Source organism: Methylobacterium hispanicum (genome assembly GCF_022179285.1).
In the GTDB taxonomy this organism is placed as follows: domain Bacteria; phylum Pseudomonadota; class Alphaproteobacteria; order Rhizobiales; family Beijerinckiaceae; genus Methylobacterium; species Methylobacterium hispanicum.
Map to the genome: position 1 here is coordinate 37663 of NZ_BPQO01000028.1, position 16064 is coordinate 53726.

Sequence of the window (16064 nt, forward strand, 5' to 3'; positions counted from 1 at the left end):
CTAGGCGGTGGTGCTGGGGAGCAGGTGGAGGCGAAGGTGGGCCGCGATGGTGACCGGGTCGTCGTGCTCGATCAAGGCCTCGTCGAAGCGCTCGAAGCCCCATTCGTTGATGGTCTCAAGCGCCCCGTCGGGAAACAGGCCGTTCGCGCGGGCCGCCCGGTCGAACGCCTCGCGCGGCATCGGGTCCGGGGATGCGGCGACCGCGGCGAGCAGGCCGGCATGGGCCGGATCGAGCCCGGCCGGGCCCGTGTCCGCCGGTGCCGGCGCGGGCGCTTCCGGGGCGACGCCACCCGGCGGCGAAACCGTGCCCGCACCTGACCCGGGCGCCGAGTCCTCGACGAAGATGTCCGAGAGCAGGCTTGCGACCGCCTGCGTCTCGCGGCGAACGCGCTCCAGCCGCGATGCGTCGATGACGACGCGCCCGGAAGCGCGGTCGCCGACGTCCCCGCGCGGTTGGCTCCCGTCGGCGCCCCGCGGCTCCGCCGACGCGGCCGACCCGAGCGGCCCGCGATGCAGGGCGGCGTAGATCCCGTCGGCCGGCAGCGCGAGGAACGCGTGCAACCGTTCGAGGAACCGCACCTCCGCGGGTTTGGCTTGACCGCCGGCCATGACGGCCGCGAGCGCCGCCCGCGCGCAGGCCTGGCGCTCGGACAGGGGGCGGCCCGCCAACCGCCTCAGGATCCCCTGCGGCTTCGGCGGGTTGCGGTGGATCGACAGGGCGTAGGCGGTCAGGCGGGATTTCTCGGCAAGGCTGAGGGTATCGGTGCCCCGGATCGCGGCGAGCATCCCGTCGGCGGCGCCCTGGGACACCGCGCCGTCCGACGCCGCGGCGAGGCATGCGGCCTCGATGACGCCGCGCAGCGCCAGGTACTCGGGGCGTGTCGCGTCGACCGGTGCCCCGGCGGCCCCCTTGAACAGGACGACCGCCGCATCGGCGTCCGAGGCCGAGGCGCCGGCGCGAGGTTCCGGCCCGTAGCGGCGGTCCGGTTCGATGCCGATGCCGACCCGGTCGAGCGCTTGGCAGAGCTGCGTCACGCCGGCCTGCGGCACGCGGCCTTCCTCCGGCAGCGGGATCTCCATCACCTCAAGCAGCCGGCGCAGGGACGTGGCCGGCATGGCCGCTCCGGCGGCGAACAGGGCCTCGCAGCGCTCGCCGACGGCCGTCCACGCGTCGCCTGCGCAGGCCAGGTCCGGCGGCAGGAGCAGGGCCGCCTGCACGCTCCCGCGGGCGTCCGGGCGCCTGCCGACGAAGCGGCTGAACGCATCGAGCTCGTCGGTGCAGGCCTCGACGAGCTCGCGGAGCTTCCTCACGGGGGCGGAGACGGCAGCGATATCGGGCAGGGACCCCGGCGCCTTGAGGTCCACCTGGAACGTCGAACTGGCGGCTCGATAGGACGCCTTGATCCGCGCCTTCGGCGCGCCGACCTTGAGTCCCTTCGGGTATTTGGCCGGGAACCGGAGGCGCCAGAGCGCCGCGAACTCGTCCGGGCATCGCGTCACCGGCGTGCGGAAGCCGCGGTCGGGCAGGCCCGCCAGCCAGAGGAGGGCGTCGTCCGCGTCGAGGGGCTGGCCGTCGGCCAGCTTCCGGCCGAGATGGACCCTGACGGCGAGCGGCAGTTCGTAGCTGTAGAAATTCGGGTCGAGGTTCAGCTCGGGACGCCGCTCCTCCGCCGCGGGCACCAACAGCCGGGCGGCCTCGACGAAGCTCCGCGCATAGGCCTGGAACGAGCTGTTCGCCCCGTAGATCGCGCGCAGGCGCTCGACCTCCGCGACCAGCACGGGCGCGTCGGCCGCGACCCCTTCCTTGAACAGCCGGTATTCCAGACCGTAGAAGTACAGGAAGACGAGCGCGATGCTGGCCGCGGGGTCGGAGCGCCCCCCGGCCAGCCAGTCCAGGTAGGCGCGGCGGCCCGCCGGGTTCAGCCCGTCGTACCGGCACCAGTAGGTCAGGCCGGTCGCCGAGCCCCGCCCCGCCTTCGCCACGGGAAGCGCGGGATCGATCAGGCAGTTCTCCCTGCGCCACGGATCCGACCCGAGCTTCTCGCCGACGTAGATCAGCCCTCCCGTCACCGTCAGGCCCTGGATCTCGACCGGTTCGCCGGGAGGGACCCAGCGCGCCGACCGGCCCCGCTTGCCGCGCCCCTCCGGCGAGGGTTGCGGCACGGGCGCGGGATCGTCGGGTAGGGGCGTGACCGTGAAGGCAGGCTCGACGTGCGCCTCGGAGGCAACCGCCTCGGGGGGCCGTCGACCGAACGTGTCTCGCGGTCCCTCGGGCGGGGCGGGCAGGGGGGTCGCGGGGATGGCGAGGTCAGGCGGGTCAGGCGGAGCATGGATCGTGGACGGCGCGGGGTCGACCGGCGCGCTCGCGGCTTCCGTGGTCGCGCCCGCGCCCGTCGCGCGGTCGCCCGAACGGCGTCCGAGGCTCATCCAGCCGACCAGGAGGACCGTCGCGCCCGTGACGAGGGCCGGCCAGCCCACCTGGACGAACTGCATCGCGGCGGCCGCCAGCGCCACGGCCGATCCGAGCAACAGAAGGCCTTCCCGGGCTCGGCCGGCCCCCGGTTCGCGCCCTGCCATGGACCGCGCCTCACCGCTCGCCACGGCCACCCCTGCGCCCAGCAGGGTCGGCGCGCCAATCCCGTGCCCGAGCCCGGCCCTCGGCAGGGCTGCACCGGCGCTGCGCCACGGGTCCGACAGGCCGGGACGGCGCGCCGGCAAGGTTCGCCGCCGCGGCGAGCCGCGACACGGTATCCGCGTCGAGATGGTGGCCGGGCGCCGTCGCCATCCGGCGCAGGTAGTCGGCCAGCCTCGGGCCGACGGCCTGCCCGGGTTCGAGGAGGATGCGCAGCGCCCGGAGCGCCGTGCCGCGCGGGTTCGGGTCTTCCTCCAGGTTGATGTCGACCGTGCCGTGACCCAGCCAGGCCGCGAACCGCGGGCCGTGGTGAACCCGGTGGCAGCCGCACAGGTACAGCACGGCGTCCCGGTCGAAGAAGGTCGTGTGGACGAGGTCGGCCAGGCGCGTCGCGCGGACGTGGCCGGTGCGCACCGCCCAGGTGGAGGGGAGGGCCCAGACGTCGTAGGAGTGCCGGCGGCCGGCGATCCGGTACCCGCCGAAACGGTTGCGCACGGCGCGGCCGTCGCGCAGCAGCTCCGCCAGGCGCCCCGGCGCGGTGTCCACGACGAGGTCCACGTCCGACCCGAACGCGTCGGCCCCGCCCCAGGCGATGTCGCGGGGCATGCCCCCGAAGATGGCGACCTCGCCGGCCTGGCCCAGGTGGCCGATCAGGTCCGCGATCTCGTCGCCGCCACGGGCCTCGTCCGCGAGGAAGGCCCGCATCCGCCGGCCCAGCTCGGCCCCGTCCCGGGCGCGCCTGCCCGGGTCAGCCATGGTGCCGCCCCAGGTCGTCGCGCAGCGATACCGCGAAGGTATCGGTCATGCCCGAGATCATGTCGGTGATGAGTTGCAACTCCCGGTAGCGCATCGGCATCCGGTTGCCCGGAGCCTCGGCGACCCGCCGGTAGTTCTCCGAGATCCGGGAGTAGACGTAGGCCGGCAGGGCCTCGCGATCCGACCTCAGGTCGTCCGGGTCCTTGCGCTCGACCACGGCCGTCCAGAACATGTCCATGAGCTCGTGGAGCGTGCGGTGGCCGGCGAGCTCGACCTCAAGGACGCTGCGGTGGCGGTAGACGTGGAACTTCGCGAAGCGCTTGAGCGAGGTCCACAGCACGACGGCGTCCGAGGCCGCCATCAACTCCCTGTCGAACGCGCCGGCCATGATGGCGTCCCGGTTGGCGACGAAGGCCCCGACGGCCGCCCGGACCATCGTCCCGATGGCGTCGACGCGGAACATCTGCATCGAGATGTCGTCGAGTTCCCCGGGCGAGAGTCCCTCGTCGCGGAAGTCGGCATGGTAGCGCTCCGCCCGCTCGCAGACCCCGAGGGTGACCTCGTCGTCGCAGGCATCGTGGCGCAGCCACGCCGTCAGCACGTTGAAGTTGATCAGGTTCTTCTTGGCGGCGTCCTCGACGTCCACGACCGAGTAGGCGATGTCGTCGCAAGCCTCCATCACGAAGGTCAGCGGATGCCGCACGCCCTGGCGCAGCCCGGTCTCCGCCCAGACCTCCGCGGCGATGCCGGCCTCGGACTGGAAGAAGTTGAACTTCTTCCGGGCATGGGACGACTTGTCGACCGCGTCCGAGGGCACGGGGTACTTCATCAGGGCCGCCAGGAAGGCGTAGGTCATGTTGAGCCCGAAATCGTCGTTCAGGATCTGCAGCCGGGTCAGCAAGCGGAACGCCTGCGCGTTGCCCTCGAACGCCAGGAAGTCCCGGCGCATCGGCTCGGTCAGGCCCGGCGCGTCGAAGATCGCGAAGGAGCCCGGCTCCTCCGAACGGGGTGTCGCGTGACGCTTCATCCAGGTCTGGATCGCGGTCTCGCCCTGGTGCCCGAAAGGCGGGTTGCCGAGGTCGTGGGCGAGCCCGATGGCCTCCAGCAGGGCCGGCACGTTGCGCAGGGGCTCGACCGACGCCGGGAAGCCGAGCGCCTCGCCGTGGACGAAGGCCAGGGTGGTCCCCATGCTCCGCGCCATGTTCGCCACCTCGTGGCTGTGGGTCAGCCGCGTGCGGACGCTGTCGTTGCGCTCCAGCGGGAAGACCTGCGTCTTGTCCTGGAGGCGCCGCACCGGGGTGGAGAACAGGATGCGGTCGTGATCGCGTTCGTGCTGGGTCCGATCCTCGCCCAGCCTCGGTTCGTGCGCCTTCCCGCCGGGCCTCGGCTTGCGACGCCGGGAATTCAGAAGGGCCGTCCAGTCGAGTTGCTCGCCCATCCTCGGTCCTGTCCCCGCGGCGACGCCGGCTCCGCCGCCTCCCACAACCGCATGACGCATGGTCTACGTTCCGGCTCTCCCGCCCGTCACGTCCGATTCCGGCCGTTGTCCACGGATTCGTTTCCGCATGGTGCCGGCCCGCGTCGCAAGAGGGTAGGGCACCCGGACCGGAAAGGGAACATTGCGGGAACGATGGCGGCGGCGCTGAGGGGCGGCCGGGCAGGCATGCGGCCTCGCACGGATGCCGTCGGCAGCGGTCCCGTACGCCTGACGCGGGCGCCGGCGGCCTCCTCTATGCCCGCCGGATCGCGGGAAGGGCGACGCGTCAGCTTGGCTGAACGGCCCGGCCCCCGTGTCGGTACGGATCAAGCCGGTCGAGAAGTGGCAGGCCTTCCGCCCGGTGGTTGGCGTCGCGGATCGGTGCGCCGTAGGGTCGACGGTGTCATGAAGAACGCTTCGACCGCTGCCTATCCCGACCGGTCCGACATCCTTGCTCGGAAAGCGGAAGGGCGCCGCGAGCTCGCCGCCCTGACCTTCGGCGAGAAGATCGCTCGGATGGAGGCCCTGCGCGACCGCCTCGCGCCGATCCGCGCCGCGCGCGAAGCTCGCTTGAGGCGCGCCTCCCTACGTTCCTGACCCGCCGTCGTTCCGTCCCCGGGTTGGGGACGGCGAGGTCCGGATCCCGCGCCGGCGGCCACGAAGCTGACCCGCTCCGCGCGAACGACGCCCTGCCTCGGCGGCTGCCTCTGCCGCCGCGCGGGCGCCTGCGCGCTCGCCCGGCTCAACCGATCCGCCCGAGCGCGGGGAAGGCCTCCAGGATGAGGGCGGCCACGGCGGTCATGCGGTCGGTGATCATCAGCAGACCCATCGCCACCATGACGCCGCCGCCGACCACCTGAAGGGCACGGCCGAACCAGCGCAGGGTCCGAAGGCGCGCGACGAAGCCGGACAGGAACAGGGCCGCGGCCACGAACGGCACGCCGAGGCCGAGCGAGTAGACGGTGAGCAGGGCGACGCCCTTGCCCGAGGCCGAGGAGGCCGTGACCGCCAGGATGGCGCCGAGGACGGGACCGATGCAGGGGGTCCATCCGAAGGCGAAGGCCGTTCCGAGGAGATAGGCGGCGACCGGCCCTCGCCCCGGCGGATCGCCGTGCCAGCGCAGCTCGCGCTGCAGCCAGGCGGGCCGCAGCAGACCGGCCGTGAACAGGCCGAACAGGATCACGAGGAGGCCCGAGGCGAGGTTCAGCGCCTCGCGATGGGCGAGCAGGGCGAAGCCGAGCGCGCTCGCCCCCGCGCCGAACGCGACGAAGACGGTCGTGAACCCGAGCACGAAGCAGAGGCTCAGGCCGAGCGTGCGCAGGCTGTCGCGCCCGCCGGCAGCCGACTGGCCCGCGACGTAGGACACGTAGCCCGGGACGAGGGGCAGCACGCAGGGCGACAGGAACGACACGGCGCCGGCCGCGAAGGCCGCCACGAAGCCCACGCTTGAGGCGTCGATGGCCATGGTCTCAGGCCCGGCGCAGGGATGAAGGCAGGCTCGTCACTCCCGCCCGTCCCCCGCCGCGGCGAAGGTCTTGCGGGGGCGCTGGCGCTCCGCCTCGGTCCCGCCGGGCCCCGGCGGCTTGCGTGCCGCCGCACCCCGGACCGGCTCGCGCTGTCCGGCAAGGGCAACCGGGCCCGAGGCCGGCATCGCGACCTCGCGCGGCCCTGCGGCCAGGGCCTCGGGGCGGCTCACCTCGCCGAGCCCGTTTCCCATCGCCATCATGGTCTCGCGGAAAGCCCGGTGCTGGCCACCGTCCTCGTACACCAGCCGGACGGCCGGCGTCCCGCTCGCCACGAGGGCGGCGACCTGCCGCTCGTCGTCCGCCTGCTTCCGCGCGACCGCGCCGGCCGTGGCCTCGTCGCCGCCGGCATCGAACACGTAGCGACCGCCCGCGGCGCCGACGACCGGCTCGGCCCACGTCACCTCGAAGCGGTCGGACCCCTCCTTGAGGTTCCTCCAGAACGCGACGTTCGGATCCTGCCGATGCCGGGCCAGGTTCTCCGGGGTCATGCGGAACGGATAGGATTGGAACTGGACGGCACGCTGCCCGCCCGCGAAGGCCTCGCGCACCACGGCATAGAGCTCCGAGATCGCCTCGTCCGTCATCGCGAAGCAGCCCCGCGACGAGCAGGAGCCGTGCACCATCAGGTGCGCGCCCGTGCGTCCCAGGGAGCGGTCGTACTCGTTCGGGTACCCGAGGTCGAACGAGAGATAGAGGCTCGAATTCGGGTTCAGGGACGCGGGCGTGACCGCGTAGAAGCCCTCCGGCGCCTGCCGGTCCCCCTCCCGGGTCTTGGGCCCGAGCTGGCCCGACCAGCGGCACATCGGATAGGTCTTCAGGAGGGCGTACCTGCCGTCCGCGCCGCGCTTCCAGAGCTCGATCTCGGATTCCTTCTTGTAGGCCCGCATCAGGATCGGGTCGGCCGCCGAGCCCCCCTTGGTCGACATCAGGGCCAGGGTCGCGGGCGGGATCGGCGCGAGGTGGCGCGTCGAGGCCGCGTACTGGCCGTCCTGGCAGGCGGACAGCGCCAGGAGGAGGGCCAGACCGAGCGTCGTCGTCTTCAGCATGTCGGCCTCGCTGGGGTGGGCGCACGAGCCTGGGCCCGAAGGGTTGATGCCAGGTTGTCGTGGCCGTGGTTCGGCGGAATCGGGCCCCTCATGGGACTGGTTCCCCGGCACCGGGATGGCTCCGTCGCGCGGAAAGGCCTTCGAGGAGCAGCAGGACGACGCCGGCGGAAATCCAGGTGTCGGCCAGGTTGAAGGTGAACCAGCGAATGCCGCCGGTGTGCAGGTCGAGGAAGTCGGTGACGGCGCCGTCGATGAGCCGGTCGAGGAAGTTTCCAGCCGCCCCGCCGGCGATCGCGGCGAGCCCGAGACGTTCGAGCGTGCCCGTCGTAGCCAGCGCCCAGGCAATGACGAGGCAGGTGAGCGTACCCTGGAGGGCGAGGAGCAGCGCGAGGGAGGACGGATCGTGCGCCGCGAACAGGCTGAAGCTGATGCCCCGGTTGAACGACAGGCTCAGGTCGACGAAGGGCACGAAGCCCCGGGGCACGCCCTCGGTCAGCCACGCCTCGGCCACCGCCTTCGCGCCGAGGTCGATGGCCGTGGAGGCGAGGATGACCACGGCCACGGTCGCCATGCGGCCGGCCCAGCCTGACGAAGAGCTCATCAGGCCCTCAGAAGACGCAGCGCGTTGGCCGTCACCAGGACGGTCGCGCCGGTGTCGGCCAGGATGGCGGGCCAGAGGCCGGTGATGCCGGCGATGGTCGTCACCAGGAACACCGCCTTCAGGCCGAGCGCGATGGCGACGTTCTGGCGGATGTTGCCCAGGGTCGCCCGGGACAGCGAGACCAGCGCGGCCACGTCGCCGACGCGGTCGTTCAGCACCGCCGCGTCCGCCGTCTCCAGGGCCGCGTCGGTGCCGCCGCCCATCGCGATGCCGACGCTGGCGGCGGCCAAGGCCGGGGCGTCGTTGATGCCGTCGCCGACCATGGCGACCGGGCCCCTCTCCTTCAGGGCCGCGATCTCGGCGAGCTTGTCCTGGGGCAGGAGCTCGGCCTTCACGTCGAGGCCGAGCTCGGACGCGACCGCCCCGCCCGTGCGGCGGTTGTCGCCGGTCAGCATCACGCTGTGCACGCCGAGCTTCCGCAGGGCCGCGATGCCGGCGGCCGCGTCGGCGCGGGGCTCGTCCCGGACCGCGATGGCGCCCAGGGCCTCGGCGCCGCGGACGACGATGACCACCGTCTTGCCGCCGGCCTCCAGCTCCGCGACGGCGCGGTCCGCCTCGGGGCCGAGCCGCGCGCTCTCGGCGGCGTGGCGCGGGGAGGCGACGAGCACCGTCTGGCCCATCACCGTGGCCTGCACCGCCCTGCCGGGGATGGCGCGGGCGTCCCGCGTCGGCCGCAGCGGCACCCCGTCCGTGTTCGCCCGGTCGAGGATGGCCCGGGCGATGGGGTGGCTGCTTCCGCTCTCGACCGCGGCGGCCAACCCGAGAAGCGACCGCTCCGACGCGTCCGGGGCGAGGGCCAGGATGTCGGTGACCCGCGGCCGCCCCGCCGTCAGCGTCCCGGTCTTGTCGAACGCGACCGTGCGCACCCGCCCGATGACCTCCAGCGCGGCGCCCCCCTTCACGAGCAGCCCGCGCCGCGCTCCGGCGGCCAGCCCGGACGCGATGGCGGCCGGGGTCGAGAGCACCAGCGCGCAGGGGCAGGCGATCAGGAGGAGCGCCAGGCCCCGATAGACCCAGGTGCCCCAGTCGGCGCCGAGCAGCAGCGGCGGCACGATTGCGACCGCGGCGGCGAACGCGAAGGCGATGGGCGTGTAGACCGCGCTGAACCGGTCGATGAAGCGCGCCGTGGGCGACTTCGAGGCCTGCGCCTCCTCGACGAGGTGCAGGATGCGGGCGACCGTGTTGTCGGCCGCCGTCTTGGTGACCCGGACCTGCAGCGCGCCGTCGGCGTTGACGCTGCCCGCGAAGACCGGGTCGCCGACCTCCTTGGGCTTCGGGACCGACTCGCCGGTGATGGGGGACTCGTCGAGGCTCGACGCGCCGTCGGTGATCACGCCGTCGGCGGGCACGCGGTCGCCCGGCCTCACGACGACGACCTGCCCGATGGCCAGCGACGCCGCGGGCACCTCGCGGATGGCGCCGTCGGGCCCGTCGACGAGGCGGGCGGTCTTCGGCACCAGGGCGGCGAGCGCCTTGATCCCGGCGCGCGCCCGGCCCGCCGCCACGACCTCCAGCATCTCGCCGACCGTGAAGAGCAGCACGACGATGGCGGCCTCCTCGGCGGCGTGGATGGCGAGCGCCCCCGCGGTCGCGACCGACATCAGCATCTCGATGGAGAAGGGCGTGCCGGCGAACGCCGCCACGGCCGCGCGGCGGCCGTAATAGGCGAGCCCGACGAGCGCGCCCGGCCAGTAGGCGTACTCGCCCGCCAGGCCCGGCGCGATCCGCTCGACGAGGAAGCCGGCGGCGAACAGGGCGCCGATGAGGATGCCCAGCAGCGCCTTCCGGCTCCGCCAGAGCGGCGGCTCGGGCTCTTCCGCGCTCTCGGCGGGCGGGGCGCCGCCCGAGGCTTGCGCCCTGGCCAGGTCCGCGGCCGTGGGGAGCGGCGCGACGCCGTAGCCCAGGCGCTCGATGCGCCCCTCCAAGTCGGTCCTCGGCGTCGCGGCCTCGTCGAGCGCGAGGTCGAGGATTTGGCTGCCGTAGTTCACGCGCACGTCCGCGACGCCCGGCAGCCGGGAGACGGCGGTCTCGATCTTCCCGGCGCAGGTCGGGCAGTCCATGCCCCTGACCCTGTAGCGCAGGGCCTGCGCGCCGGGGGCGGACGGGGACAGGGTGTCCGCGGGGGCGGCCTGGTTCATGCTGCGCTCCGTTCGTCCGAGCCCTGGACCGGACCGGGACGGGTGCCTACATGCACCCTGTAGTCACTGCAGGGTCAAGCCGTGAGCAAAACCGCGTCCATGACCATCGGCAGGCTCGCGGAGGCAACGCAGACCCGCGTCGAGACGGTGCGGTGGTACGAGAAGGTCGGGTTGCTGCCCCCGCCGGCGCGGTCGAGCGGGAACTACCGGCTCTACGGGCCCGAGCACCTGCGCCGGCTGAGCTTCATCCGGCGGAGCCGCACCCTCGGGTTCACGGTGGAGCAGATCCGGGACTTGTTGGCGCTCTCCGACGACCGGGAGCGCTCGTGCACCGAGGTCGACATCATCGCCCGCGCCCACCTCGCCGACGTGGAGCGCAAGCTGGCCGACCTGGCCCGGCTCGCCGCGGAACTGCGCGAGGTCATCGGCCAGTGCGGCTGCGGGTCGGTCGCGGACTGCCGCATCATCGAGGCCCTCTCGCCGATGGTCGACCCCGCCTGAGGGACGTGCGGCTGGCTCCGCAGGCGACGCAAGGGGCATCAGCTCCCGTCTCTCGAACGGCCCTTGGCCGCGAACCCGCAGCACGCCACGGCGGGGGGGGGGGGGGGCGACCGTGGCCATCGCCCGGACGGCGGCCCTGGCGCGACGGTGAGGGCCCGCATCCTCCGCTGCCAGCACAGCCGCGCCTTGTCTCATCACCTCACCTCGCCGACGATGATGCAATGTTCCACCGCGGCGCGCATCGAGATCCCGAACACAACGATCGTCCGGACAACTCACTCAAGCCTGAGCAGTGTATGAGCGAGCACGCAATGCGAGCGTCCGGGATGCCATATAACGGCCGAACATCGATGGAAGGCGCGCACGAACGAACCGGCGCCTGGTCTTCAATTGCGGAACTTCGGGAGGACGCCGCGAACCCCGACAGCGGATAGCTGCCGCGACATGGCGTGGATGATCGACGCGGGTCCGGCCGCGCTGTGGCGAGCTTCCAGCTTCACCTCAAGGCCGCGCAGCCCCACGGCCAACTCAAGTGCTTGCAGCGACCTCGTGATCTCCTCGAACCGCGCTCTCGCGTCGGACCAGCCTTGCGCGAAGCCGAACAGCTCGCGCAGGGCCGGCGCGATCTCCTTGAAGGCTGCCAGCGCCGCGACCAGGGCGTCGAGCGAGAGGCGGCCCTGGACGAAGCCACGCCGCCGGAAGCGTCAGCAGCGAGAGCAGCACGAGGCGCAGCTGGAAGCGCAGCGTCGCCCGCGGGACGTCGCGCTCAAGGCTCCGCCGCTCCGGGCTTCCGGCGCCGCGACGGCGCTGCCGTCCGCGCAGCCAGCGCCAGCCGAGGCGGAGCGCCAGCCTTCCCGTCCAGGCCGGCGCCACGACGAGAACGAGGACCGAGACGAGCTCAATCCACCCAGGGCCGTGGGGCTGATCCAGGCCGGTGACCCGGTGGATCAGGTCGTGGACGACGGGCGCGAACAAGGGGCTCCGAGGTGGGACGCTTCAACCGAGCCGGGTCGCCCGCAGGCGCAGGGCGTTGCCGATCACGCTGACCGAAGACAGCGCCATGGCGGCGGCGGCGATGACGGGCGAGAGCAGGATGCCGAGGAACGGGTAGAGGACGCCCGCCGCCATCGGCACGCCGGCCGCGTTGTAGACGAAGGCGAAGAACAGGTTCTGGCGGATGTTGCCCATCACCGCCTTCGACAGCCGCCGCGCCCGCACGATGCCGAGGAGGTCGCCCTTGAGCAGGGTCAGCCCAGCGCTCTCGATGGCCACGTCGGTGCCGGTGCCCATGGCGATGCCGACGTCGGCGGCGGCGAGCGCGGGAGCGTCGTTGACGCCGTCGCCGGCCATCGCCACGACCTGGCCGGCCGCCTTGTGCCGCTCGACCACGGCGGCCTTCTGGTCGGGCAGCACCTCCGCCTCGACCTCCTCGATCCCGAGGCGGCGCGCCACCGCCTCTGCGGTCGTCCGATTGTCGCCGGTCAGCATCACGACCCGGATGCCCTCGGCCCGGAGCGCGGCGAGCGCCTCGGGCGTCGTGACCTTGACAGGGTCGGCGATCGCGATGACGCCGGCCACGCGCCCGTCGACGGCCGCGAAGATCGCGGTCGCCCCATCTCGCCTCAGGTCGTCCGCCTCGGCCGCGTAAGTCGACACCTCCACCCCCTGCTCGCGCAGGAAGGCGGCGTTGCCGAGCGCCACCCGGCGCCCCTCGACGGTGCCGAGCGCGCCCTTGCCGGTCGGGCTGTCGAAATCCGCCACGGGAGCCAGGCCGATCCCGCGCTCCTCGGCCGCCTTCACGATGGCGAGGGCGAGCGGGTGCTCGCTCGCCCGCTCGACGCTCGCCGAGAGGCGCAGCACGCTGGCCTCGTCGAAGCCGGTCGCCGCCGCCACCCGCGTCACCGCTGGCTTGCCCTCGGTCAGCGTGCCGGTCTTGTCGACCACCAGCGTGGTGACCTTCTCCATGCGCTCCAGCGCCTCGGCGTTCTTGACGAGCACCCCGGCCCCGGCGCCGCGGCCAACGCCGACCATGATCGACATCGGCGTGGCGAGGCCGAGCGCGCAGGGGCAGGCGATGATGAGCACTGCGACAGCCGCCAGCAGCGCGAAGGTGAAGCGCGGCTCCGGCCCGAACGCCATCCAGGCGATGAAGGCCAGCGCCGCCACGCCGATGACCGCCGGCACGAACCAGCCGGCGACCTGGTCGGCGAGACGCTGGATAGGCGCGCGAGAGCGCTGGGCCTCGGCCACCATCTGGACGATGCGGGCCAGCATGGTGTCGCGCCCGACCTTGGTCGCCTCGATGACGAGGGCGCCGGACTGATTGAGGCTGCCGCCGATGACGGAGGTGCCGACCTCCTTGGTGACGGGCATCGATTCCCCGGTCACGAGGCTCTCGTCGACGGAGCTGCGGCCCTCCACGACGGCACCGTCGACCGGCACCTTTTCGCCGGGGCGGACGCGAAGGCGGTCGCCAACGCCGATGGCGTCAAGTTGCACCTCCTCGTCCGTCCCGTCGGGCCGGATGCGGCGGGCCGTCTTCGGCGCGAGGTCGAGCAGCGCGCGGAGCGCCCCGCCCGTGCTCTCGCGGGCCCGGAGCTCCAGGACCTGCCCGAGGAGCACCAGCACCGTGATGACCGCGGCCGCCTCGAAGTAGGCCGGCACCGCCCCGCCGTGACCGCGCAGCGCCTGCGGGAAGAGTCCGGGCGCAACGGTGGCGACGACGCTGTAGGCCCAGGCCACCCCGGTGCCCATCGCGATCAGGGTGAACATGTTGAGGTTGCGGCTGCGCACCGACGCCCAGGCGCGCACGAAGAACGGCCAGCCTCCCCAGAGCACGACCGGGGTCGCGAGGACGAACTGGACCCAGTTCGAATTCTGCTGGCCGAGGAGGTCGAGCAGGCCAGTCAGGTGGCCGCCCATCTCCAGCGCGAACACCGGCAGGGTCAGCGTGAGCCCGATCCAGAACCGCCGGGTCATGTCGACGAGTTCCTCGCTCGGACCCTTGTCGGCGCCGACCAGCACCGGCTCCAAGGCCATGCCGCAGATCGGACACGCCCCTGGGCCGAGCTGCCGGATCTCGGGGTGCATCGGGCAGGTGTAGATCGTGCCCTCGGGCACCGGGTCGGCCTTCTTCGCGGCCCGGCCGGGGTCGACGTAGCGGACCGGGTCGGCCTCGAACTTGGTCCGGCAGCCGTTCGAGCAGAAGTAGTAGGGGTGCCCGTCGTGCTCGGCCCGGTGCTTCGTCGCATGCGGGTCGACCATCATCCCGCAGACCGGGTCCTTCACGCGGAAGGCGCCGTCCTCGCTCTCCGTGACGCCGGCATGGTGGCCGTGGTCGTGGCCGTGTGCGTGCCCGTGCTCGGCATGGCCGTGGCCTCCTGGGGCAGGATCGTGTCCCTGTGGCGCGTCGCTCATGACCGCTCCTTCCGCATGGCCGAGCGGGCGCCGCCGGGCCGCAAGCGACCCGACGACAGCCGGCGGCTTACTGGTTGCCTTCCGTCTTGGCGTTCTTGTCGAGCCAGGCGACGAGCTCCTTGATGCTCTTCTCCTGCTCCTCGATTGTCTTTTCGGCGAGGCGCTTGCTCTCGGCGTTGTCGGCGCCCTTCAGCCCGGCGCGGGCCATGTCGATGGCGCCTTGGTGGTGCGGGATCATCGCGCAGATCCAGGCGACGTCGGGGTCGCCCGCCATCATCCCCTGCATCATCGGGCCGTTCATCGACATCATGGCCTGCTGGAGACCCTTCTGGGTCTCGGTCATCTGGCCGCCCATGCCCTGCATGGCCTGGGACATGTGCCCCTGCATGTCCTTCATCATGGCGTCCTTGCCGGCGGTGGCCGCCTTGCAGGCCTCCGGCAGCTTCACGGCGGACTGCATCGAGCCATGGTCGTGGTCGGCCGCGAGAGCCATCCCGGCGCCCGGGAGCGCCAGGGCCGCGGCGAGAATCAGGGTACGAACAAGCATGATTGCCTTCTCTCGTTGGGGGTGAGGAGCGGCCCGGTCGGCCGCCCCGGATCCATCAGGCGGCCATCTTCCGGCAGCTCTCGGCGCAGCGGCGGCACTGCTCGACGCATTGCTGCATGTCGCCGACCTGCTCGCAGCTGCGGGCGCAGTCCTCGCAGACGTCGGCGCACTCGGCGCAGGTATGCTTGTGGTGTGCGGTCCCCAACAGCATGAAGTGCGCCGAGGTCCGGCAGATTTCGGCGCAGGCGAGCATCAGCCGGAAGTGTTCGGGCTCGACGTGCTTGCCGCCGGCCGGGAGGCAGTGGTTCGAGGCCATGCTGAGGCAGGTCTGGTAGCAGCGTAGGCACTCGTCGATGCAGGACTGCATCTCGCTCGACATCTGGTGCATTCAGGTTCTCCGTCTATCCATCGCAAGGTTTGCGGCACGACTGGAATGCTGACTCAGTATCAGATAAGTCAGACCGTCATTACCCTAATATAGAACTCACGGGATACAGATGCGTTCTGAAATAAATACTCTGAAGCATCACGTATTCGGGAGGGCCGCCTGCGCGCGGACGCGACCGCTCAGTTGGTGCCGCGCTTCCTGAGGAAGGCCTCCATCTGGGCGATCTCAACGTCCTGAGCCTTGATGATCTCCTCAGCCAGCTTCCGGATCTCGGGGTCCTTGGAATGCTGGAGGGCGACCTTGGCCATCCCGACGGCGCCCTTGTGGTGGGGAATCATGCCGCGCACGAAATCGACGTCGACGTCGTTCGAGTAGCGGATGTCCATGTTCCGGTGCATCTCGGCATCGACGTCCCGGAACGCCTTCGTGGCCGGCGTGTCCGCTTTGTCCGCGGCAGCCATGGCGGCGTGGTCGTGACCGCCATGGCTGGCATGGTCGTGGGCCTCGTGCGCTAAGGCGATGCCCGAGAGGCCGAGGGCCAGGGCTCCGGCGGCGAGGGTCGAGGTCAGGGTCTTCATCGAGGAGGCTTCCTGGTGCGAGGGGTCAGTTGAACTTGCCGCTGGCGGTCGCGCCGTCGGGACCAGTGAGTTGCACGGCCCCCTTGGGGCTTTCGCCGAGGGCGACCGCGGCCCTGCCGGACAGGCGGTTGCCGTCGGCGGGCTCCAGGGGGACGCGGGTCGGCTTGCCGCCGACGACGAGGATGGCCGTGCCCTTGAAGCCGGAGGTCGGGACCGGCTTCTGGCCCTCGTCCAACAGGAACACGTCGACGGTCTCGCCTTTGGTGACGAGCTCGACGTGGAACTTGCCCGCGTCCGCCACCCGGCCGCCGTGCTGGCCGGTGGTCTCGTGGGCGTAGGCGGCGGTCGCGGCGAGCAGGCCGGCGGCCAGGGTCACTCTCGAAAGGATCATGGGGAA

At 72.3% G+C, this 16064-nt stretch carries 14 protein-coding genes; 2 read left to right on the top strand and 12 right to left on the bottom strand.

The window, feature by feature from the left end:
• Genes MFF56_RS25160 through dgt form a run of 3 tightly spaced genes read right to left on the bottom strand, consistent with a single transcriptional unit; the run spans nucleotide 1 to nucleotide 4826 of the window.
• Nucleotides 1-2529 (bottom strand): tellurite resistance TerB family protein, encoded by a 2529-nt coding sequence (locus MFF56_RS25160; protein ID WP_238231525.1) that lies wholly within the window; start codon nucleotides 2527-2529, stop codon nucleotides 1-3.
• Nucleotides 2530-2587: 58 nt separating this feature from the next.
• Nucleotides 2588-3388, bottom strand: coding sequence for a hypothetical protein (locus MFF56_RS25165; protein WP_012752936.1), 801 nt, complete (start codon nucleotides 3386-3388; stop codon nucleotides 2588-2590).
• Entirely contained in the window at nucleotides 3381-4826 is a 1446-nt protein-coding gene (gene dgt / locus MFF56_RS25170) for a dGTP triphosphohydrolase (protein ID WP_012752937.1), read from the bottom strand. The genes MFF56_RS25165 and dgt overlap by 8 nt, the downstream gene beginning before the upstream one ends.
• A 444-nt stretch (nucleotides 4827-5270) precedes the next feature.
• On the opposite strand from dgt, the gene MFF56_RS25175 reads away from it, so the two are divergent.
• Nucleotides 5271-5462 carry a hypothetical protein gene (locus tag MFF56_RS25175; protein WP_009861980.1) on the top strand — a complete coding sequence of 64 codons (192 nt, stop codon included), beginning with the start codon at nucleotides 5271-5273 and terminating at the stop codon, nucleotides 5460-5462.
• A 145-nt stretch (nucleotides 5463-5607) separates the two neighbouring features.
• Here MFF56_RS25175 and MFF56_RS25180 read toward each other — a convergent pair whose 3' ends face one another.
• The 4 genes from MFF56_RS25180 to MFF56_RS25195 all read right to left on the bottom strand — a co-directional run bounded on the left by MFF56_RS25180 (nucleotide 5608) and on the right by MFF56_RS25195 (nucleotide 10236).
• Nucleotides 5608-6330, bottom strand: a complete 723-nt coding sequence (locus MFF56_RS25180) for a cytochrome c biogenesis CcdA family protein (protein WP_012752938.1) — start codon at nucleotides 6328-6330, stop codon at nucleotides 5608-5610.
• A gap of 36 nt (nucleotides 6331-6366) precedes the next feature.
• Nucleotides 6367-7437: a L,D-transpeptidase family protein gene (locus MFF56_RS25185; RefSeq protein ID WP_238231526.1), complete on the bottom strand. Its 1071-nt coding sequence runs from the start codon at nucleotides 7435-7437 to the stop codon at nucleotides 6367-6369.
• A gap of 88 nt (nucleotides 7438-7525) precedes the next feature.
• Entirely contained in the window at nucleotides 7526-8038 is a 513-nt protein-coding gene (gene lspA, locus MFF56_RS25190; RefSeq protein WP_009864915.1) for a signal peptidase II, read from the bottom strand.
• Complete coding sequence (locus MFF56_RS25195) at nucleotides 8038-10236, bottom strand: heavy metal translocating P-type ATPase (protein ID WP_238231527.1); 2199 nt, start codon at nucleotides 10234-10236, stop codon at nucleotides 8038-8040. Before MFF56_RS25195 ends, lspA begins: the two co-directional genes overlap by 1 nt.
• Nucleotides 10237-10335: 99 nt before the next feature.
• Here MFF56_RS25195 and MFF56_RS25200 point away from each other — a divergent pair, with 99 nt between their 5' ends.
• Nucleotides 10336-10737 carry a MerR family transcriptional regulator gene (locus MFF56_RS25200; protein WP_012752942.1) on the top strand — a complete coding sequence of 134 codons (402 nt, stop codon included), beginning with the start codon at nucleotides 10336-10338 and terminating at the stop codon, nucleotides 10735-10737.
• A gap of 996 nt (nucleotides 10738-11733) precedes the next feature.
• Here the strand turns inward: MFF56_RS25200 and MFF56_RS25205 are convergent.
• The 5 genes from MFF56_RS25205 to MFF56_RS25225 form a co-directional block, all read right to left on the bottom strand.
• On the bottom strand, nucleotides 11734-14154 hold the full coding sequence (locus tag MFF56_RS25205) for a heavy metal translocating P-type ATPase (protein ID WP_012752944.1): 2421 nt from the start codon (nucleotides 14152-14154) through the stop codon (nucleotides 11734-11736).
• Between the two features lie 67 nt (nucleotides 14155-14221).
• Nucleotides 14222-14701: a DUF305 domain-containing protein gene (locus MFF56_RS25210; RefSeq protein WP_009865581.1), complete on the bottom strand. Its 480-nt coding sequence runs from the start codon at nucleotides 14699-14701 to the stop codon at nucleotides 14222-14224.
• Between the two features lie 55 nt (nucleotides 14702-14756).
• Nucleotides 14757-15089, bottom strand: a complete 333-nt coding sequence (locus tag MFF56_RS25215) for a four-helix bundle copper-binding protein (protein ID WP_009865580.1) — start codon at nucleotides 15087-15089, stop codon at nucleotides 14757-14759.
• Between the two features lie 179 nt (nucleotides 15090-15268).
• Nucleotides 15269-15667 (bottom strand): CopM family metallochaperone, encoded by a 399-nt coding sequence (copM, locus tag MFF56_RS25220; RefSeq protein WP_012752945.1) that lies wholly within the window; start codon nucleotides 15665-15667, stop codon nucleotides 15269-15271.
• A gap of 25 nt (nucleotides 15668-15692) precedes the next feature.
• Nucleotides 15693-16058, bottom strand: a complete 366-nt coding sequence (locus MFF56_RS25225) for a hypothetical protein (RefSeq protein WP_142583006.1) — start codon at nucleotides 16056-16058, stop codon at nucleotides 15693-15695.
• Between the last annotated feature and the right edge of the window lie 6 nt (nucleotides 16059-16064).